Source organism: Streptacidiphilus alkalitolerans (genome assembly GCF_042511045.1).
Classification (GTDB): domain Bacteria; phylum Actinomycetota; class Actinomycetes; order Streptomycetales; family Streptomycetaceae; genus Streptacidiphilus; species Streptacidiphilus alkalitolerans.
Genome location: NZ_JBHEZX010000024.1, coordinates 67,771 through 86,839, shown reverse-complemented (window position 1 = coordinate 86,839; position 19,069 = coordinate 67,771). Strand labels below are relative to the sequence as shown.

19 protein-coding genes are annotated in these 19,069 nt (G+C 72.5%); 11 read left to right on the top strand and 8 right to left on the bottom strand.

The annotated features are described in order from the left end of the window. Window positions 1–1,389, bottom strand: coding sequence for a hypothetical protein (locus ACEZDG_RS34935; protein ID WP_380518084.1), 1,389 nt, complete (start codon window positions 1,387–1,389; stop codon window positions 1–3). 77 nt (window positions 1,390–1,466) lie between these two features. On the opposite strand from ACEZDG_RS34935, the gene ACEZDG_RS34930 reads away from it, so the two are divergent. Continuing rightward, window positions 1,467–2,669 (top strand): molybdopterin molybdotransferase MoeA, encoded by a 1,203-nt coding sequence (locus tag ACEZDG_RS34930; protein ID WP_380518082.1) that lies wholly within the window; start codon window positions 1,467–1,469, stop codon window positions 2,667–2,669. Window positions 2,670–2,726: 57 nt separating this feature from the next. On the opposite strand, the gene ACEZDG_RS34925 is transcribed toward ACEZDG_RS34930, so the two are convergent. Then, entirely contained in the window at window positions 2,727–3,680 is a 954-nt protein-coding gene (locus ACEZDG_RS34925) for a quinone oxidoreductase family protein (protein WP_380518079.1), read from the bottom strand. A 123-nt stretch (window positions 3,681–3,803) separates the two neighbouring features. Between ACEZDG_RS34925 and ACEZDG_RS34920 the strand changes: the two genes are divergently transcribed. Further along, complete coding sequence (locus tag ACEZDG_RS34920) at window positions 3,804–4,013, top strand: helix-turn-helix domain-containing protein (protein WP_380518077.1); 210 nt, start codon at window positions 3,804–3,806, stop codon at window positions 4,011–4,013. Continuing rightward, window positions 4,010–4,597, top strand: a complete 588-nt coding sequence (locus tag ACEZDG_RS34915; RefSeq protein WP_380518074.1) for a Clp protease N-terminal domain-containing protein — start codon at window positions 4,010–4,012, stop codon at window positions 4,595–4,597. The genes ACEZDG_RS34920 and ACEZDG_RS34915 overlap by 4 nt, the downstream gene beginning before the upstream one ends. A 134-nt stretch (window positions 4,598–4,731) precedes the next feature. On the opposite strand, the gene ACEZDG_RS34910 is transcribed toward ACEZDG_RS34915, so the two are convergent. From ACEZDG_RS34910 to ACEZDG_RS34885, 6 genes are all read right to left on the bottom strand, one after another. Beyond that, a complete protein-coding gene (locus tag ACEZDG_RS34910) occupies window positions 4,732–6,114 on the bottom strand; it encodes an 8-oxoguanine deaminase (RefSeq protein ID WP_380518071.1) in 1,383 nt (460 codons plus the stop codon). A 124-nt stretch (window positions 6,115–6,238) separates the two neighbouring features. Continuing rightward, window positions 6,239–7,147 (bottom strand): factor-independent urate hydroxylase, encoded by a 909-nt coding sequence (pucL, locus tag ACEZDG_RS34905; protein WP_380518069.1) that lies wholly within the window; start codon window positions 7,145–7,147, stop codon window positions 6,239–6,241. A 7-nt stretch (window positions 7,148–7,154) separates the two neighbouring features. Then, complete coding sequence (gene uraH, locus ACEZDG_RS34900; RefSeq protein WP_380518066.1) at window positions 7,155–7,472, bottom strand: hydroxyisourate hydrolase; 318 nt, start codon at window positions 7,470–7,472, stop codon at window positions 7,155–7,157. A 9-nt stretch (window positions 7,473–7,481) separates the two neighbouring features. Beyond that, window positions 7,482–7,985, bottom strand: a complete 504-nt coding sequence (gene uraD / locus ACEZDG_RS34895; protein ID WP_380518064.1) for a 2-oxo-4-hydroxy-4-carboxy-5-ureidoimidazoline decarboxylase — start codon at window positions 7,983–7,985, stop codon at window positions 7,482–7,484. 74 nt (window positions 7,986–8,059) lie between these two features. After that, window positions 8,060–8,467 (bottom strand): helix-turn-helix domain-containing protein, encoded by a 408-nt coding sequence (locus tag ACEZDG_RS34890; protein WP_380518062.1) that lies wholly within the window; start codon window positions 8,465–8,467, stop codon window positions 8,060–8,062. After that, complete coding sequence (locus ACEZDG_RS34885; RefSeq protein WP_380518059.1) at window positions 8,464–8,739, bottom strand: thiamine-binding protein; 276 nt, start codon at window positions 8,737–8,739, stop codon at window positions 8,464–8,466. Before ACEZDG_RS34885 ends, ACEZDG_RS34890 begins: the two co-directional genes overlap by 4 nt. A 136-nt stretch (window positions 8,740–8,875) precedes the next feature. Here ACEZDG_RS34885 and ACEZDG_RS34880 point away from each other — a divergent pair, with 136 nt between their 5' ends. From ACEZDG_RS34880 to ACEZDG_RS34845, 8 genes are all read left to right on the top strand, one after another. After that, window positions 8,876–9,748: a TIM barrel protein gene (locus ACEZDG_RS34880; RefSeq protein ID WP_380518056.1), complete on the top strand. Its 873-nt coding sequence runs from the start codon at window positions 8,876–8,878 to the stop codon at window positions 9,746–9,748. 59 nt (window positions 9,749–9,807) lie between these two features. Beyond that, entirely contained in the window at window positions 9,808–10,701 is an 894-nt protein-coding gene (locus ACEZDG_RS34875; RefSeq protein WP_380518053.1) for a 2-hydroxy-3-oxopropionate reductase, read from the top strand. Between the two features lies 1 nt (window position 10,702). Further along, window positions 10,703–12,487, top strand: coding sequence for a glyoxylate carboligase (gene gcl, locus ACEZDG_RS34870; protein WP_380518050.1), 1,785 nt, complete (start codon window positions 10,703–10,705; stop codon window positions 12,485–12,487). A gap of 202 nt (window positions 12,488–12,689) precedes the next feature. Further along, window positions 12,690–13,841 carry a glycerate kinase gene (locus tag ACEZDG_RS34865; RefSeq protein ID WP_380518048.1) on the top strand — a complete coding sequence of 384 codons (1,152 nt, stop codon included), beginning with the start codon at window positions 12,690–12,692 and terminating at the stop codon, window positions 13,839–13,841. A 131-nt stretch (window positions 13,842–13,972) separates the two neighbouring features. After that, window positions 13,973–15,328, top strand: a complete 1,356-nt coding sequence (gene allB, locus ACEZDG_RS34860) for an allantoinase AllB (RefSeq protein ID WP_380518045.1) — start codon at window positions 13,973–13,975, stop codon at window positions 15,326–15,328. Next, entirely contained in the window at window positions 15,325–16,560 is a 1,236-nt protein-coding gene (gene alc, locus ACEZDG_RS34855; protein ID WP_380527376.1) for an allantoicase, read from the top strand. The genes allB and alc overlap by 4 nt, the downstream gene beginning before the upstream one ends. Before the next feature lie 78 nt (window positions 16,561–16,638). Continuing rightward, window positions 16,639–18,099 carry a catalase gene (locus tag ACEZDG_RS34850; protein WP_380518043.1) on the top strand — a complete coding sequence of 487 codons (1,461 nt, stop codon included), beginning with the start codon at window positions 16,639–16,641 and terminating at the stop codon, window positions 18,097–18,099. A 157-nt stretch (window positions 18,100–18,256) separates the two neighbouring features. Beyond that, a complete protein-coding gene (locus ACEZDG_RS34845; RefSeq protein ID WP_380518040.1) occupies window positions 18,257–19,036 on the top strand; it encodes a VOC family protein in 780 nt (259 codons plus the stop codon). Window positions 19,037–19,069 lie beyond the last annotated feature (33 nt).

Genomic DNA, 19,069 nt, shown 5'->3' with positions numbered 1-19,069 from the left:
TCAACTCCCGCTGCTCGTACGGGTGCTGGTGACCGTCGGGGCCGCCGGGAGCAGCCGCAGCAGTGGGCGCGGGCGCCGCGCCGCCCTGACCGCCAGGGCCGCCGCCAGCAGCACCGCCGCCGCGGTCCCGGTCCCGCCGGTCCCCGGAACGAACGCGGCCAGGGCGCAGCCCGCCGCGCCGCCGAACGCCTTGGCGGTGTAGAGCAGCGCAAACGCCCGCTGGCCGCCGTGCCGCCCGTAGAAGCCGCGCAGCAGCCCGACCAGGACCGGGTAGCAGCCGCCGGTCCCGCCACCGGCCAGCGCCGCGCAGCAGACGGCCGCCGCCGGACCGGCGCCGACCAGGCCGGGTTGGGCCAGCGCGCCCAGCAGCAGTGCGGTGGCGAGCACCGTCCCCCGGCCGAACCGTTCCGCCAGCGCTCCCACCGCGCCGCGTCCCAGGCCGCTGCCCGCCGCGAAGGCGGCGCAGGCCCAGAGCCCGACCGTGCCAGGACCGGCGGCGAGGTCGGCGGCCAGCCGTCCCAGGTCGAACAGCAGCGCGGCCGAGGTCAGCGCGGTGGCCGCGTACAGCAGCCGCCAGGTGCCGCTGCCGGCGCCCGGCCTGGGTTCGGCCTCCCACAGCGGTGGGCGGTTGTGGCGCAGACTGCGGTTGAGGTGCCGGTCCAGGGTCCACTGCCGGGGGTCGATGCCGGCCGGCCACCAGTGCTCGGGCGGGTCCCGCAGCAGCGCGCCGCAGCCCAGCGCGGCGAGCAGGCTCAGTCCGGCGACGCCGCCGAGCACCGGGGCGACGGCGGATCCGTGCAGGCCCAGCACCAGCAGCAGGAGCAGCGGCAGCACCGCCCCGTAGGCGTAGCCGCCGGTGGCGAACGCCACCGCGGCGGGCGCGCGTTCGGGGTACCAACGCGCGGCGGTCGCGGTGCAGCCGGCGTACACCAGCCCCGCACCGGTGCCGCCGAGCAGGCCGTAGCCGACCAGCAGGGCCGAACTGCCGCCCGCCCCGGCCGGATTCGCGGACTCGGCGACGGCCGCGGCGATCGCCAGCGCGCCCGCGCAGCAGCCCCCGCCGAGCAGCACAAGACCGCCGGGTTCGGCTTTCCGCCGGGCCCGCAGCAGGTGCGCCACGGGGACCGCGGCGGCCTGGCAGACCGTCCAGACGGCCAGCACCGCGAAGGTGCCGCGGGCTCCGTGCAGGGGGAGTGCGGTGAGGGCGAAGCCGTACTGGAGCACGCCCGCCCCCAGCATCGCGCCCCAGGCCAGCCACAGCACCAGCCGTCGGCCGCCGGGGCCGGGCAGTTCGCGGTCGGTCTCGCCGACGCGGTGCAGCCGGCCGTAGCAGTCCCTGACGTAGGTGACCGCCTGAGCCGTCCGTGGAGCTGTCTGTTGTCTCGTCAAGGGTCTTCCCCTCTCGGATAATTGCATACAGTATGGGTTATCCGAGGTATAGCACCGCAGCTGGACAAGGGGAAGCCGTGCGTCAGAGGGAGTCCAGTACCCGATCCGTTCCGGTCCGGCGCCAGGGCGCCGCCGTGCCCTGGGCCGAGGCCCGCATCATCGCCGGCACGGCGGTGCAGCCGCTCCCGGCCACCGAAGTGACGGTGGGTCAGGCGCTGGGGTCGACCCTCGCCGAGCCGCTGCACGCCCGCGCCGCCCTCCCGGTGCAGGACGTCTCCGCGATGGACGGCTACGCGGTGTCCGGCCCCGGCCCCTGGACCCTGCACGGCCGGATCCTGGCCGGCGACCGCCGCAGCTACCCGCCGGTCCTGCCCGGCACGGCGGTCGAGGTCGCCACCGGCGCGGCCCTGCCGCCCGGGGTGACCGCCGTGCTGCCGTACGAGGCCGCCCACCGGCGGGACGGCCTGCTGCGCGGCCCGGCCGTCCCCGGACGGCACGTCCGCCGCCGCGGGGAGGACTGCCGGCCCGGCCAACTGCTGCTCCCCGCAGGGACCCCGGTCACCCCGGCGGTGCTCGGGATCGCCGCCGCCACCGGCCATGACGCCCTGCCGGTACGGCTCCCGCCCTCGGTCGCCGCCGCGGTCACCGGCAGCGAGCTGAGCACCGCGGGGCTGCCGGGACCCGGCCGGGTCCGGGACGCGGTCGGGCCGATGCTGCCCGGCCTGGTCGACGCCCTCGGCGGAACCCTGGTCCGGCGCGACCTGCTGCCGGACGGCGCCGAGGTGCTGCGGGAGTGGCTCGGCGGCGCCACCGCCGATGTGCTGCTGCTCTCCGGCGCGACCTCGCGCGGCGCCGCCGACCACGCCCGCCCGGTCCTCGCCGCCCTCGGCGCGCGGATCCTGGTCCCCGGGGTGCGCTGCCGCCCGGGGCATCCGCAGTTCCTCGCGCTGCTCCCGGACGGCCGCTGCGCGGTCGGCCTCCCCGGAAACCCGTTCGCCGCGATGGCCGCGCTGCTGACCCTGCTCGGGCCGCTGCTCCAGGCCCTCGCCGCGGGCCGGCCGCGGCCGGTGCGCTACGCCCGGCTCGCCGTCGCCGTCCCGGCGCACCCGGTCGACACCCGGCTGGTCCCGGTCCGGCTCGCGCACGGCCGGGCCGCGCCGGTCGGCCACGACGCGCCGTCGCTGCTGCTCGGCGCGGCCCTGGCCGACGCGCTGGCGGTGGTCCCGCCGGGCGGCGGCGCGCCGGTCGGCGAGGTGGAACTCCTGCCGCTACCGGGTTAGCCCGGGCTCAGCGGCAGTTCGGCCGCCGCCGATGACGGTCCGTCAGAACCCCTACCGCTAGCGGCTGGGGTCCAGGACCAGCTTGCCGGTGGTGCGGCGGGCGCGCAGCTCCTCGTGGGCGCGGGCCGCCTGCGACAGCGGGTAGGCCTCGCCGACCAGCGGCGTCAGCTCGCCCGCGGCGACCATCCGGAACAGCTCCGCCATCGGCTCGGCGTGCAGCGCGGGATTGCCCACGCAGTGCATCAGCCAGAAGCCGACCACGGCGCTGGAGTGCGCCATCAGCGCCCCCGCGCTGATCGGCCGGGGCTCGGTCCTGGACGCCATCCCGTAGGCCACCAGCCGCCCGAAGGGCGCCAGCGCGGCGAGCGAGGCGTCGAAGACCGGGCCGCCGGTCATCTCCAGCACCAGGTCGACCTTGGCCCCGCCGTTCGCGTCGACGAGCCGCTGCTTCAGGCCCTCCGCCTCGGCCTCGACCGCCACGTCCGCGCCCAGCTCCAGCGCCAGGTCCCGCTTCTCCTTGCTGGACGCGGTGGCGATCACCCGGCCCGCGCCGAAGCGCTTGGCGAGCTGGACCGCGAGCGACCCGGTGCCGCCGGCCGCCGCGTGCACCACCACGGTCTCGCCGGGGGCCATCCGGCCCGAGGTGCGCAGCAGGTGCCAGGCGGTGAGGCCCTGCACCACCAGCGCCAGCGCCGCGCCGTCGGAGACCCCGTCGGGGACGTCCAGTGCCATGTTCTCCCAGGCCACGGCCTTCTCGGCATAGCCGCCTGTCGCGGTGAGGGCGACCACGCGGCGTCCGTCCGCGGTCCGGCCGACCACCTCGCCGCCGGGCACCATCGGCAGTGAGCTGCGGGAGAGGTAGGAGTCCTCGACCGCGTGGGTGTCCGCGAAGTTCACCCCGGCGGCGGCGACGTCGATCAGCAGCTGTCCGGGCTTGGCCACCGGATCGGGCAGTTCGACCGACCGCAGTACCTCGGGGCCGCCGAACTCGGTGATCTGGATCGCCCGCATGACCTGCTCCTTACCAGTGGGTAACACTTCGTCCTCTCAACATACCGGCTGGTATGTCGCGAGGGAGCCCGGCCTCTGTCAATGCAGGTTGACAGAAGCCCGCTGTCAACGTACGTTGACATCATGAACGAAGCGACGACTCTCGCGGAAGCGGCGGGCGGCCGGGACCCCAGGACCGGCCTCCGCGCGGTGGCAGCCCTGCGCCGGCTGCTGGAGACGCTGGAAGCGCTGCAGGTCCGCAGCGCCCGGGCGCAGGGCTGGTCCTGGCAGGAGATCGGGGCCGAACTCGGCGTCAGCAGGCAGGCCGTACACAAGAAGCACGGGGGGCGATGACCATGATGGAGAGATTCACCGCGACAGCGCGGCAGGCGGTCGTCGACGCGGTCGAGGCCGCACGGGCCGACCGGGCCGCCCTGGTGGGGGAGGAGCACCTGCTGGCCGGGCTGCTCGCGCAGGCCGACAGCACCGCGGTGCGGCTGCTGGCCGCGTCGGGGCTCGGCCCCGACCAGCACCCGGCGCTGCTGCGGGAATGCCGCGACTACCGCCGCCGCGGCGGCATCGGCCGGGCCGAGGCGGAGGCGCTGCGCGGGCTCGGCATCGAGGTGGACGAGATCATCGACCGGGTCGAGGAGATCTGGGGCGAGGGCGCCCTGCTGGCGCCGGCGGTGCCGGAGTCCGGCGGCCGGCGGGGGCGCAAGCGGGTCCTCGGCAGTCACCTGCCCTGGCGGCCGGAGGCGAAGAAGGCGCTGGAGACCTCGCTGCGGCAGGCCCTCGACCTGCGCAGCAAGGCCATCGGCAGCGAGCACCTGCTGCTCGGCCTGCTGGTCAGCCCGGGTGCGGTCAAGGAGGTGCTGACCGCGCGCGGGGTCACCTCGCTGCACATCAGGTCGCTGCTCGCCAAGGGTCAGCAGGGCTGAGGCTCCGGGCACGCCGCAGCCCCGGACCCTCGCCGTGGGTCCGGGACTGCGGTCCCCGGTGCGCGAGGCGCGCCGGGGAGTCCGGGCGGCACACCGTCCAGCGGCGCCCGGAGCTCAGGGGGGTGCGGGGTGGATCAGGAGCGGGACGCCAGCTCCTTGGCCGCGTCGGCCGCGGCCTTGGCGATCCGGTCCTCGTTCACCGTGGTGAGGTGGCCGTTCTCGACCACCGGGCGGCCGTTGACCAGCAGCAGCGACAGCGGCGGAAGCGCGCCGAAGGTCAGCGCGGCGACCGGGTCGGCGATCGAGGAGTGCATGATCCCGTCGACCTTCCACAGCGCCAGGTCGGCCAGCTTGCCGACCTCGATCGAGCCGATCTGGTCCTGCCGGCCGAGCACCCGGGCGCCGCCCATGGTGCCGAGCCGCAGCGCCTGACGGCCGGTCAGCGCGTCCGGGCGGCCGTGCAGCCGGTTGATCAGCAGCGCGTTGCGCAGCTCGGTGCCCAGCTCGCCGGACTCGTTGGAGGCGGTGCCGTCCACGCCCAGGCCGACCGGGACGCCGGCCTTCAGCATGTCCGGCACCCGGGCGATGCCCGCCGCGAGCCGGGCGTTGGAGGACGGGCAGTGCGCCACCCCGGTGCCGGTCTCGGCGAACTTGGCGATGTCGGAGTCGTTCATGTGGACGCAGTGCGCCATCCACACGTCCTCGCCGAGCCAGCCGGTGCTCTCGAAGTAGTCGGTCGGGCCCATCCCGAACAGCTCCTTGCAGAACTGCTCCTCCTCGGCCGTCTCCGAGCCGTGGGTGTGCAGCCGTACGCCCTTGCGGCGGGCGAGCACCGCGGCCTCGCGCATCAGCTCGGTGCTCACCGAGAACGGGGAGCAGGGCGCGATGGCGATGTGCAGCATCGAGTCGAAGGAGGCGTCGTGGTAGCGGTCCACCGCCTCCTCCGAGGCGATCAGGATGTCCTCGGTCTTCTCCACCGCGTGGTCCGGCGGCAGGCCGCCGTCCTTCTTGCTGCGGTCCATCGAGCCGCGCAGCGCGGTGAAGCGCATGCCCAGCTCCTGCACCGCCTCGATCTCGGCGCCGAGGATGTCGCCGCCACCCCGCGGGAACACGTAGTGGTGGTCGCTGGCCGTGGTACAGCCGGACTTCAGCAGTGCGGCGGCCGAGCCCTGCGCGGCGGCGTGGACGAGCTTGGCGTCGATCCGGGCCCAGGTCGGGTAGAGCGCCACCAGCCAGTCGAACAGGATGTTGTCCTGCGCCAGACCGCGGGTGATCCACTGGTAGAAGTGGTGGTGGGTGTTCACCAGACCCGGCGTGACCAGGTGCCCCTCGGCGTTGATCCGGCGGGTGACGCCCTGCAGCCACTGCGGGGCGGGGCCTTCGCCGACCGACTCGATCCGGTTGCCGGCGATCACCACATGGCCGCGGCTGTACTCGTTCTCGGCGGCGTCCACGGTGGCGATGGCCGCGTTCTCGATGACGATGCGCTCGTCAGCGGACGGGGGGAGGTTGCTCATGGGATTCAGCTCCTCGACGGTAGCGGTTTGGGGAAACCGCCGTCTGTGGAGCTGCCCAGGGCGGGACGGCGGGAGAATCCCTGGGGCCAGTCTTAGCCTAAGAAGGCTCAGTCTTAGCGGAGCATCATGCCACGGGAATGACCGGCACGACACCTTCGCGGTGAACCGTTCCCTCAATGAGACCGTACGGCCGGTCGGCCGCGAAGTAGACCTCGTTGTTGTTCTTCAGGCCGAAGGGCTCCAGGTCCACCAGGAAGTGGTGCTTGTTCGGCAGTTCGAGCCGGACCTCGTCGATCTCGGCGCGGTTGTTCAGCACCCGGCTGCCCATCGCGTGCAGGGTCTGCTGCAGCGAGTAGGAGTAGGTCTCGGCGAACGCCTCCAGCAGGTGCCGGCGTACGTGGGTGTACGAGCGCTCCCAGTTGGGCTGGGTCTCCTCGCCGCTCCAGGAGTGCGCCCAGCGGGCGGTCACCTGGGTGGCCAGGATCCGGTCGTACGCCTCCTTGAGGGTGGTGTACTTGTCCTTGATGTAGCCCCAGAACTCCGAGTTGGTGGAGTTCATCACGGTCAGCTCCTTGAGGCCGGTGATGACCTCGAAGCGGCTGCCGTCATAGGTGATCTGCGCGGTGCGGATCTCGCCGCCGTTGCGGACGAAGGAGTGGCCGACCTCCTCGGACCCTATGAACCTGGCCGAGCTGTCCGGGGTGCGGATCCGGTCCCAGGTGTACTCCTCGATCCGGATCCGGGCCCGGTGGATCGGCTCGTTGTTGTCCACGAAGTGGCGCGCGAGGTGGATGCCGAACGCCTCCGCCGACTCGATGCCGTGCTCCTTGGCGAACGCGTACACCGTGTTCTTGGTGGTGTCGGTCGGCAGGCAGTTGGCGTTGGAGCCGGTGAGGTGGACGTCGTCCAGGTCGCCGGAGAGCGCGACCGAGACGTTCAGGTCCTTGATCTCGTGGCGGGTGGAGTCACGGTAGATGCGGACGACACGGGTCTCCGCCTTTCCGTACTGGTTCTGGCCAAGAACGTGAGCCATGGGTTCTCTAGCTTCCTCGGTAGACGGAGTACCCGAACGGGTTCAGCAGCAGGGGTACGTGGTAGTGGGCCTGGGCCGGGTCCACGTCGAAGACGATGGACACCTCGGGGAAGAACGGGCCCTCGGTGGTGAAGGTCAGCCGCAGCACGGTGCCCGCGGCGCTGTCGGGCACCGGCAGGTCCTTGCAGCGGCCGTCGGCGTCGGTCTTGGAACTGCCGAGGACGGTCCAGCCGCCCGTGGCCTGCCGCTGGGCCAGTTCGACCGGGACGCCCTCGGCGGGGCGGCCGGTGCTGGTGTTCAGCACATGGGTGGAGATGGAGGTCATGATGCTCCGTCAGTCCTCGTTCAGAAGGCGGTCGATCCGGATGTCGTTGATCTTCCGCAGCTCGCCGCGGACGATCTCCTGCTCGGTGCGCGGATCGTTGCCGATACGGCCGCGGAGCGCTTCGAGCATGGTCTCCGCGGTGCGCCCGGTGGCGCAGATCAGGAAGACATGGCCGAACCTGGCCTCGTAGTCGGCGTTCGCCTGCTGGAGTTCGTCCAGCAGGGCGTCGTCCGCGCCATGGACGCCGGACTGCTCGCGCTGGGAGGTGGCGTCCCCGGCCTTGGGCTGCCCGATCCGGGCGTGGCCGGCCATCGCGTCGGCCAGGTCGGCCGGGCCGAGCCCGGCCATCGCGTCGGCGTTGGCGCTGTGCACGGCGTCGTCGTCGGCCCAGGGGCGGGCGGAGCGGAGCAGCTTCGCCCAGGCGGGGGAGCTGCAGATCTCGACGAGCCGGGCGTCGAGGTCCGCGTCGCCCAGGGCGTTGAGCCGGGCGAGCGCGGTGGTAGAGCGTGCCACGAATGACCTCCTACGAGGGGGTGTCATCCAAAAGCTAGGCCCAGCACTCCATCACGTCAACAGTTTGTTGAACTTTAGGAGTCCTTGCTGCTCGCCTGCTGCCGGTTCAGGTAGTTGTACACGGTGAACCGGCTGACGCCGAGCGCCGCCGCGACCGTCTCCACCCCGTGCCGGATGGTGAACGCGCCGCGCTCCTCCAACTGGGCCACCACCCGCTGCTTGCTCGCCCGGTCCAGCTCGCTCAGCTCGCCGCCGCCGAACTGCCGGCGGACCTCCCCGAGCAGCCGGTCCATGGCGCTCTCCATGCCGGGCAGCCGGACCGCCACGGCCGGCTGGTCGTCCCACTCCAGCAGTACATCGTCCGGGCGGGCGTCGGCCGGGGCGACGGCGCTGGCGCCCACCGCGTCCAGCAGCGGCTTGATGGCGTGGGCCAGCGGGTGCAGCGGGTCCGCGTGCGGGTCGGAATGCTCGACGGCGGTCATCCGGCCTCCTCCTGGTCCGCTATCGGTCGGCCGTCCTCGCCCAGGGCGCTCACCTGGACCGAGATCCGGGTCGCGCCGTTGGCGAGGGCGTCCTCGAGCAGCCGCGCGACCGCGGCCAGGGCGTCGGCGGCCATGCCCTCGGCGCTGGTCCCGAACGGGCCGACGTCGACCGTCAGTCCGGCCTGGTCCACCGCGCGGCGGGCGGCCTTGGCATGGTCGGGGAAGCCGTCGAGTGCAAACGGCTCTGTCGTGAACTCCACCTTCAATCGCACGCGCGCAGCGTATCCGACGGCGGGGCGGCGGGCTCGTCCAACTTCAACAAAATGTTGCGGGCGCTCTTGACAGGCCAATGGGCCGTCATGTCATAGTTCCATCAAGCAGAAACTTGCTTCCGCATTGTGGAATTGGATGGGTGACCGCATGACCGCCGCCGCAGCACGCAACTGGCTCGACCAGCGCTGGACCGTGAACCTCTCGATCCTCTTCACCGAGCTGCCGCTGCTCGAACGCCCCGCCGCGGCGGCCGCGGCCGGCTTCGACGCCGCCGAGCTGTGGTGGACCCTGGACGGACCCACCCCGCCCGACCGCGAGCTCGACGCCCTGCGCCGCGCCTTCACCGACGCCGGCGTCCAGCTCACCGGGCTCAACTTCGACGCCGGGAACATGGCGGCGGGCTCCAAGGGGCTGCTGTCGCGCCCGGCCGAGTCCCAGCAGTTCCGCGACAACATCGCGGTCGCCGTCGGCCTGGCCGACTCGCTCGGCTGCAAGGCGCTGAACGCGCTCTACGGCAACCGGGTCGAGGGCCTGGACGTACGGGTGCAGGACGAGCTGGCGCTCGAGAACCTGGCGCTGGCGGCCCACGCCACCCACGGCATCGGCGCGGTCCTGCTGGTCGAGGCGCTGAACGCGCCGGAGGCGCCACTGTACGGGCTGCTGTCCAGCAAGGACGCGGTCGCGGTGGTGGACCGGGTGAACGCGGTGACCGGCCTCGGCAACACCTACTTCCTCTGCGACCTCTACCACCTGGCGCGGAACGGCGAGGACCTGGCGGCGGTCATCGAGACCCACGCGGACCGGATCGGGCATGTGCAGATCGCGGACGCGCCGGCCCGGAACCAGCCGGGGACCGGGGAGCTCGATTTCGCGGACCTGACGGGTCGACTGGACGCGGTCGGCTACACCGGGCGGATCGGTCTTGAGTACAAGCCGGAGGCGGGGGTCGCGAGTGTCGACAGCCTTGAGTGGCTGCCCCGTGAGTTCCGCAGCAGCAGCCGGGGCTAGTTCCCCGCGCCCCTGAGGGGCTGCAACTACTTCGTTTGCCTTGATTGAGGAGTTACGGCATGAGCGCTTCGCGCAAGATCGCGTTTATCGGTCTCGGGATCATGGGCAGCCCGATGGCTGCCAACCTGGTCCGGGCAGGACACACCGTCACCGGCTACAACCTGACCCAGGACGCCATCGACAAGCTGGTCGCCGACGGCGGCCTCGCCGCCGGGAGCATCGCCGAGGCCGTGGCCGACGCCGAGGTGGTCATCACCATGGTCCCGGCCGACCCGCAGGTCGAGCAGGCGATCCTGGGCGAGGGCGGGGTGCTGGAGAGCGCCAAGCCCGGCACGCTGGTGATCGACATGAGCAGCATCACCCCGCAGACCTCGATCAAGGTCGCCGCCGCCGCCCAGGAGAAGGGGATCCGCACCCTGGACGCCCCGGTCTCCGGTGGCGAGGCCGGGGCGATCGAGGCCGTGCTGTCCATCATGGTCGGCGGTGGCGCCGAGGACTTCGCCGAGGCCAAGCCGCTGTTCGACGCGCTGGGCACCACGGTCATCCACGTCGGCCCGGCCGGTGCCGGACAGACCGTCAAGGCGGCCAACCAGCTGATCGTCGCGGTGAACATCCAGGTGGTGGCCGAGGCCGTGGTGTTCCTGGAGAACGCCGGCGTCGACCTCCCGGCCGCGCTGGACGTGCTCGCCGGCGGCCTGGCCGGTTCCACCGTGCTGAACCGCAAGAAGGCCAACATGGTCGACCGCCAGTTCGCCCCGGGCTTTCGGATCGACCTGCACCACAAAGACATGGGCATCGTCACCGCCGCCGCCCGGGCCGTCGAGGCCCCGCTGCCGGTCGGCTCGCTGGTCGCCCAGCTGGTCGCCTCGGCCCGCGCCAACGGCGACGGCTCGTTGGACCACTCGGCACTGCTGCGCGGCGTCGAGCGCCTCGCCGGACGGAAGGTCAACTGACATGGCACGTATGACCGCAGCCCAGGCGGCCGTTGAGATCCTCAAGGCCGAGGGCGTCACCCACCTGTTCGGCCTGCCGGGCGCCGCGATCAACCCGTTCTACTCCGCGATGCGGACCAACGGCGGGCTGACCCACATCCTGGCCCGGCACGTCGAAGGCGCCTCGCACATGGCGGAGGGCTACACCCGCGCCAAGGCCGGCAACATCGGCGTCTGCATCGGCACCAGCGGCCCGGCCGGGACCGACATGATCACCGGCCTCTACTCGGCCAGCGCGGACTCGATCCCGATCCTGTGCATCACCGGCCAGGCGCCGGTGGCGAAGCTGCACAAGGAGGACTTCCAGGCGGTCGACATCACCTCGATCGCCAAGCCGCTGACCAAGATGGCGATGACCGTGCTGGAGCCGGCCCAGGTGCCGGGCGCGTTCCAGCAGGCGTTCCACCTGATGCGCTCGGGCCGTCCGGGACCGGTGCTGATCGACCTGCCGATCGACGTCCAGATGGCCGAGATCGAGTTCGACATCGAGACGTACCAGCCGCTGCCGGTCTACAAGCCGTCGGCCTCGCGGGCGCAGATCGAGAAGGCGCTCGACCTACTGGCCGCGTCCGAGAAGCCGCTGATCATCGCGGGCGGCGGGGTCATCAACGCCGACGCCGCGGACCTGCTGGTGGAGTTCGCCGAGCTGACCGGCGTGCCGGTGGTCCCCACCCTGATGGGCTGGGGCAGCATCCCGGACGACCACGAGCTGGCGGCCGGCATGGTCGGCCTGCAGACCTCGCACCGCTACGGCAACGCGACCATGCTGGAGTCGGACTTCGTCCTCGGCATCGGCAACCGCTGGGCCAACCGCCACACCGGCAACACCCTCGACGCCTACACGGCCGGACGCACCTTCGTCCACGTCGACATCGAGCCGACCCAGATCGGCCGGGTCTTCGCCCCCGACTACGGGATCGTCTCGGACGCCAGGGCCGCGCTGGAACTGTTCGTCGAGGTGGCCCGGGAGCGCAAGGCGGCCGGCCTGCTCGCGGACCGCGGCGCCTGGGCGGCGAGCTGCCAGGAGCGCAAGGGCCGGCTGCTGCGCAAGACCGACTTCGACAACGTCCCGATCAAGCCGCAGCGGGTCTACCAGGAGATGAACCAGGCCTTCGGCCGGGACACCCGGTACGTCACCACCATCGGCCTGTCGCAGATCCAGGCCGCGCAGATGCTGCACGTCTACGGGCCGCGCAACTGGATCAACGCCGGTCAGGCGGGCCCGCTGGGCTGGACCCTGCCGGCCGCGCTGGGTGTCGCCACGGCGGACCCGGACGGCACCGTGGTCGCCCTCTCCGGCGACTACGACTTCCAGTTCATGATCGAGGAACTGGCCGTCGGCGCGCAGTTCAACATCCCCTACGTCCACGTCGTGGTGAACAACGCCTACCTGGGCCTGATCCGCCAGGCGCAGCGGGCCTTCGACATGGACTACCACGTCCAGCTCTCGTTCGAGAACGTCAACGCCCCCGAGCTCAACGGCTACGGCGTGGACCACGTCAAGGTGGCCGAGGGCCTGGGCTGCAAGGCGATCCGGGTCTTCGACCCGAACGAGCTGGGCGCGGCCTTCGAGCAGGCCAAGAAGCTCGCGGCGGAGTTCCGGGTCCCGGTGATCGTCGAGGTCATCCTGGAGCGGGTCACCAATGTCTCGATGTCGGGCGCCGGCATCGACGCGGTGAACGAGTGGGAGCCGGTCGCCGCGCAGGCGTCGGACGCCCCCAGCGCGCTGCTCAACACCCTGGCCTGACGGCCGACACAGCTCCTCCCTGCGGCGGCAGATCCTTCCGGTCGTGCCCGCCGCCGCAGGGAGGTACCAAGGTCGCGCTGAGCGCGGCTCCACAAACTTCCTCCCGGCGGTGTGACCCCATCCCGATGATGGGAAGATCCGGTCGTGCCCGCATCGCCGGGAGGGACACCTGTTCAGAGCCACACGACGTAGGGAAGACGCGATGACGCAGCAGCACACGACCGGTCATGTGGTCATCGCCCCTGACAAGTTCAAGGGCAGCCTCACCGCCGCCGAGGCCGCCGCCCGGATCGCGGCCGGCATCCTCCGCGCAGCGCCGGGCACCGACGTCCGGCTGCTCCCGGTCGCCGACGGCGGCGAGGGCACCGTGCTGGCCGCGCTGGCGGCCGGCTTCACCCGGGTGGAGACCACCGTCGACGGTCCGACCGGCGATCCGGTGCAGGCCGCCATCGCGGTCAAGGACGGCACCGCCGTGGTGGAAGCAGCGCAGGCCAGCGGCCTGACCCTGCTCCCCGGCGGGGTCAAGGCAGCGCTGACGGCGGGCAGCTACGGCACCGGCCAACTGATCGCCCGGGCGCTGGAGTTGGGCTGCACCAGGATCGTGCTCGGCCTCGGCGGGGTCGCCTGCACCGACGGCGGGGCCGGGATGGCCCAGGCCCTCGGCGCGACCCTGCGCGACGCCGACGGCACCGAGCTCGCCCCCGGCGGAGCCGCCCTGCGCCGGCTGGACCGGCTCGACCTGGGGACGCTCCCGGCCACCCTCGCCGGGGTCGAGGTGGTGATCGCCAGCGATGTCGACAACCCGCTGCTCGGCGCCCGCGGCGCCGCCGCCGTCTACGGCCCGCAGAAGGGCGCGAGCCCGGCGGACGTGGCCGAGCTGGACGCAGCGCTGGAGCACTGGGCCGACGCGGTCGCCAAGCTGACCGGTTCCGACCTGCGGGAGACCCCCGGGGCGGGCGCGGCCGGCGGCCTCGGCTTCGGCGCGCTGGCGCTGCTGGGGGCCCGGGTGCAACCGGGGATCGAGCTGCTGCTCGGCCTCCTCGGGTTCGACCGGGCGGTGCGGGGAGCCCGCCTGGTCGTCACCGGTGAGGGCTGCCTGGACGTGCAGACACTGCACGGCAAGGCCCCCGCCGGGGTCGCCGCGGCGGCCACCGGAGCGGGGGTTCCGGTAGCCGCCGTGGCCGGCCGACTGGAACTGGACGAGCCCGGCTGGCGCGGGGCCGGCTTCGCTGCCGCCTACGCCCTGGAGCTGCTGGCGGGCCCGGACGCGGAGCCGGGCGCGAGCCTCACCCGGGCCGGAGAGCTCGCCGAGCTGGCGGGCGAACGGCTCGCCGAGCAGTTCCTGCGGCCGTGAGCACGGCAGCGAAGCAAACGTTGACGTTTTGTTGAAGGCGGCCTTAGGCTCGCCCTGTCCGAACCGCCCGGTTGTTCCGGTCGCAGCGCACCGCCTGCGGCTTTCCCAGCCGCACCAGCCCGGAGGTTTTGTTGACCGCCCCGTCCTACACCGTGTTCCGCTCCCGGAGCGCCGTCCTCCCGGACGGCTCGCGTGCCGCCGACGTGGTGGTCAGGGACGGGAAGATCGCCGAGGTGCTGCCCCACGGGGCCGCGACCGGGGGCGAGCTGGTCGACCTCGGCGACCTGGCGCTGCTGCCCGGCCTGGTCGACAGCCACGTCCATGTGAACGAGCCGGGCCGGACCGAGTGGGAGGGCTTCGCCACCGCCACCCGCGCCGCCGCGGCGGGCGGGGTCACCACGGTGATCGACATGCCGCTGAACTCCATCCCGCCGACCACCACGCTGCACGGCCTGGACGCCAAGCGGAAGGCCGCCGAAGGCCGGATCTTCGTCGACGTCGGGCTGTGGGGCGGCGCGATCCCCGGCAACACCGGTGACCTGGAACCGCTGCACCGGGCCGGGGTCTTCGGCTTCAAGAGCTTCCTCGCCCCCTCCGGGGTGGACGAGTTCCCGCATCTGACGGGTGATCAACTTGAGCAGGCGCTGACCGAACTGGCCCGGATCGACGCCCTGGCGATCATCCACGCCGAGGACCCCGCCGTCCTCGACGCCGCGCCCCAGCAGCCGGGCCCGCACTACGCCGACTTCCTCGCCTCCCGTCCCGACGACGCCGAGGCCACCGCGGTGGCCGGGCTGCTGGAGACCGCCCGCAGGACCGGCGCCCGGGTGCACATCCTGCATGTCTCCTCGGCCGCCGTACTGCCGCTGCTGCGGCAGGCCCGGGCCGACGGCGTCCAGGTCACCGCCGAGACCTGCCCGCACTACCTCACCCTCGCCGCCGAGCAGGTCCCGGACGGCGACACCGCGTTCAAGTGCTGCCCGCCGATCCGCGACGAGACCAACCGTGACCTGCTCTGGCAGGCCCTGGCCGACGGCGAGTTCATCGCCGTGGTCTCGGACCACTCGCCGTCCACGCCGGACCTCAAGCACCTGGCCCGCTACGGCGGCGACGGCGACTTCGCCGCCGCCTGGGGCGGCATCGCCTCGCTGCAGCTCGGCCTGCCCGCGATCTGGACCGAGGCCCGCGCCCGCGGCTTCGCCCTCACCGACGTGGTCCGCTGGATGAGCGCCGGGCCTGCGTCCCTGGCCGGCCTCTGTACGAAGGGCGCCATCGCGCCCGGCATGGACGCCGACCTGGTCGCCTTCGACCCCGACGCCGATTTCACCGTCGACCCCGAGGGCCTGCACCACCGCAACCCCGTCACCCCTTACGCAGGCCGCACGCTGACCGGCGCTGTCCGCACCACCTGGCTTCGCGGCCGGGTCGTGAACGTTGACGCTGACGCCCAGCCGCTCGGCCGCCTGATCGTCCGAGGAGAAGCATGACCGACACCACGAGCCACGCCGCCTTCACCGAGCTGGTCAACCTCGCCGCCCGCACCCTCGGCGCCGGCGTGGTTGCCGCCAACGACGAGCTGTTCGCCGAGAAGGAGAACCTGATCGTCGCGGCCCCCGCCGAGTTCCGGCCGCACACCTTCGGGCACAAGGGCCAGATCATGGACGGCTGGGAGACCCGCCGCCGCCGCGGCGCCGGCATCGACGAGCCGCACCCCACCGACAACGACCACGACTGGGCGATCGTCCGGCTCGGGGTGCCGGGCGTGGTACGCGGCGTGGTGGTCGACACCGCCCACTTCACCGGCAACTACCCGGAGACCGCCTCGATCGAGGCCGCGTCCGTCCCCGGCACCCCCTCGCCCGAGGAGCTCGCCGCCGCCGAGTGGACCGAACTGGTCCCGCGCAGCGCGCTCAAGGGCGACACCGCCCATGAGTTCCCGGTCCAGGTCGAGCAGCGCTTCACCCACGTCCGGCTGAACATCTGGCCGGACGGCGGGGTGGCCCGGCTGCGGGTCCACGGCGAGGTCGTCGCCGACCCGCGCGACCTGGACGGGCTCACCTTCGACCTGGCCGCCCAGGAGTTCGGCGGCGTCGCCACCGGCGCGTCCGACCGCTACTTCTCCTCGCCGCACAACCTCAACTCGCTCGGCCGCGCCGCGGTCATGGGGGAGGGCTGGGAGACCCGGCGCCGCCGCAACAAGGACAACGACTGGGTCGAGCTGGACCTCGCGGGCACCGGCGAGGTGCTGGCGGTCGAGGTCGACACCACCCACTTCGTCGCCAACTGCCCCGGCTGGGCCTCGGTCTCGGGCCGCGACGAGGCAGGGGAGTGGTTCGACCTGCTGCCGCGCACCCGGCTGCAGCCCGACACCCGGCACCGGCTGCGGGTCGTCCCGCAGCGCCCGGTCACCGCGGCCCGGCTCAATGTCTTCCCGGACGGCGGGGTGGCCCGGCTGCGGCTCACCGGACGGCTCACCGAGTCCGGCCGGGCGGCGCTGGCGCTGCGCTGGCTGAACCTGGTCCCGGCCGCGGAGGCTGCGCAGGCTCTGGCCGAGGCCGGGCTCTCCGAGCCTGAGGCAGCGTCAGTGACCGCTGCCCGCCCGTTCGCTGACGCTGCGTCAGCGCATGCGGCAGTGGACGCGCTGCAGCCGCAGGACACCCCCGACGGCAAGGACACCACCCGCCGCGGGGCCGCGATCTGGCGGCTGCTGGGCGTCTGAGACGACGGCCCGCCCAGCAGCTGCCTCCCAAAAACTACTAGTCAATTTTCACCTTCGAGCCACCACCGAGGTACCGCCATGTCGAAAATCCTGACCACTGAGTCCGGCGCACCGGTCGCCGACAACCAGAACTCCGCGCAGGCGGGCCTCGGCGGCCCGGTCCTGATCCAGGACCAGCAGCTGATCGAGAAGCTCGCCCGGTTCAACCGCGAGCGCATCCCGGAGCGCGTGGTGCACGCCCGCGGCTCCGGCGCCTACGGCTACTTCGAGGTGACCGACGACGTCACCCCGTACACCCGGGCCGACTTCCTGGACAGCGTCGGCAAGCGCACGGACGTGTTCCTGCGCTTCTCCACCGTCGCCGGGAACCTCGGTTCCAACGACGCGGTGCGCGACCCCCGCGGCTTCGCGCTGAAGTTCTACACCGAGGAGGGCAACTACGACCTCGTCGGCAACAACACCCCGGTGTTCTTCATCAAGGACCCGATCAAGTTCCCCGACTTCATCCACTCCCAGAAGCGCGACCCGTTCACGGGCTTCCAGGAGGCGGACAACGTCTGGGACTACTGGTCCTACTCGCCCGAGTCCCTCCACCAGATCACCTGGCTGTTCGGCGACCGCGGCATCCCGGCCTCCTACCGCCACATGAACGGCTACGGCTCGCACACCTACCAGTGGGTCGCCGCCGACGGCGCCGCGTACTGGGTGAAGTACCACTTCAAGACCAACCAGGGGATCCGCAGCCTGGACGCCGGCCAGGCCGCCGAGCTGGTCGGCCAGGACGCCGACAGCCACCAGCGCGACCTGCACCAGGCCATCGAGCGCGGGGTGTTCCCGTCCTGGACCGTGTATGTGCAGCTGATGCCGGTGGCCGAGGCCGCCGACTACCGCTTCAACCCGTTCGACCTGACCAAGGTGTGGCCGCACGCGGACTACCCGCTGCAGAAGGTCGGCCGGCTGGTGCTGAACCGCAACCCGGAGAACGTCTTCGCCGAGGTCGAGCAGGCCGCCTTCTCGCCCAACAACTTCGTGCCCGGCATCGGCCCGTCGCCCGACAAGATGCTCCAGGGCCGGCTGTTCGCCTACGCGGACGCGCACCGCTACCGGCTGGGCGTCAACCACACCCAGCTCGCGGTCAACGCCCCCAAGGCCACCACCGCGCAGAACTACGGCCGGGACGGCCTCGGCGCGGTCAACCCGGCCGGCCGGGCCAAGAACTACGAGCCCAACTCCTACGACGGGCCGCGGCAGACCGACCGGGCGCTGGCCGCCCCCACCGCGGTCCAGGGCTGGACCGGCGCCCATGCCGCCGAGGCGCACGCCAAGGACGACGACTTCTTCCAGGCCGGTGAGCTCTACCGGCTGATGTCGGCGGCCGAGCAGGACCGTCTGATCGCCAACCTGGCCGGCTCCATCGGCTCGGTCGGCCGGGACGACGTGGTCGAGCGGGTCCTCCCGTTCTTCCACGCCGCCGACGCGGACTACGGCCGTCGGCTGCAGGCGGCCGTTGAGGCGATCCGCAACGCCGACCAGGCGTAGCGGAGCGGTACCGAGAACAGGACCAGCGGGCCCCCGGCGCAGTGTCGCGCCGGGGGCCCGCTCTGTTTGGCCCATTCCGGTAGCCACACGACTTCCCAGGGTGAAGAGTGGTTCCAGGGGGACCGTCCGCACGCTTCGACCCCGGAGGCTCGCACCGATGCCTGAAATCACCGCTCCCTACACCGCCGGCACTCCTTGTTGGGTCGACCTGATGGTCCCCGACCAGCAGGCCGCCCTCGACTTCTACCGCGATCTCCTCGGCTGGCAGGGCGAGCCCGGGGATCCCGAGACCGGCGGCTACGCCGTCTGCACCTTCCGCGGCCTCCCGGTGGCGGGGATCGGCCCGACCATGGACCCGTCCACGCCCACCGTCTGGACCACCTACCTCTCCAGTGACGACGCCGACGCCACCATGGCGAAGATCGGCAAGGCCGGCGGCCAGGTGATGATGCCGCCGATGGACGTGATGACCCTCGGCCGGATGGCCGTCGCGGTGGACCCGTCCGGCGCGGTCTTCGGCGTCTGGGAGCACAAGGACTTCATCGGCGCCCAACTGGTCAACGAGCCCGGCGCGCTGGCCTGGAACGAGTGCAACTCCAGCGACACGGCCGCGGCCGGCGCCTTCTACAGCGCGGCCTTCGGCGTCGGCGTCGAGGAGATGCCCGGCGAGATGGAGTACAAGACCTTCCAGATCGGCGGGCGGCCGGTCGGCGGCCTCAACAAGCTGACCGACCCGCCGTTCCCGGCCGGGACGCCCTCGCACTGGATGACCTACTTCTGCGTGGACGACACCGACAGCACGGTCGACGCCGCCGTCAAGCGCAACGCCGACGTGCTGATGCCCCCGGCGGACACGCCCTTCGGCCGGATGGCTGCGCTGCGCGACCCCTGGGGCGCGGTCTTCTCGATCATCGAGTCCACCGACAACCCGGCCTGATCCCAGGCCCGCACACAGCCGCACGCACGCCCG

Bases quoted from the DNA above. Each gene is read 5' to 3' on its own strand.
- ACEZDG_RS34925 (WP_380518079.1), bottom strand. From the start codon at position 3,680: ATGCGGGCGATCCAGATCACCGAGTTCGGCGGCCCCGAGGTACTGCGG.
- gcl (WP_380518050.1), top strand. From the start codon at position 10,703: ATGGCACGTATGACCGCAGCCCAGGCGGCCGTTGAGATCCTCAAGGCC.
- ACEZDG_RS34875 (WP_380518053.1), top strand. From the start codon at position 9,808: ATGAGCGCTTCGCGCAAGATCGCGTTTATCGGTCTCGGGATCATGGGC.
- pucL (WP_380518069.1), bottom strand. From the start codon at position 7,147: ATGGCTCACGTTCTTGGCCAGAACCAGTACGGAAAGGCGGAGACCCGT.
- alc (WP_380527376.1), top strand. From the start codon at position 15,325: ATGACCGACACCACGAGCCACGCCGCCTTCACCGAGCTGGTCAACCTC.
- ACEZDG_RS34845 (WP_380518040.1), top strand. From the start codon at position 18,257: ATGCCTGAAATCACCGCTCCCTACACCGCCGGCACTCCTTGTTGGGTC.
- ACEZDG_RS34880 (WP_380518056.1), top strand. From the start codon at position 8,876: ATGGGTGACCGCATGACCGCCGCCGCAGCACGCAACTGGCTCGACCAG.
- uraH (WP_380518066.1), bottom strand. From the start codon at position 7,472: ATGACCTCCATCTCCACCCATGTGCTGAACACCAGCACCGGCCGCCCC.
- ACEZDG_RS34850 (WP_380518043.1), top strand. From the start codon at position 16,639: ATGTCGAAAATCCTGACCACTGAGTCCGGCGCACCGGTCGCCGACAAC.
- ACEZDG_RS34865 (WP_380518048.1), top strand. From the start codon at position 12,690: ATGACGCAGCAGCACACGACCGGTCATGTGGTCATCGCCCCTGACAAG.
- ACEZDG_RS34920 (WP_380518077.1), top strand. From the start codon at position 3,804: ATGAACGAAGCGACGACTCTCGCGGAAGCGGCGGGCGGCCGGGACCCC.
- ACEZDG_RS34890 (WP_380518062.1), bottom strand. From the start codon at position 8,467: ATGACCGCCGTCGAGCATTCCGACCCGCACGCGGACCCGCTGCACCCG.
- ACEZDG_RS34910 (WP_380518071.1), bottom strand. From the start codon at position 6,114: ATGAGCAACCTCCCCCCGTCCGCTGACGAGCGCATCGTCATCGAGAAC.
- ACEZDG_RS34915 (WP_380518074.1), top strand. From the start codon at position 4,010: ATGACCATGATGGAGAGATTCACCGCGACAGCGCGGCAGGCGGTCGTC.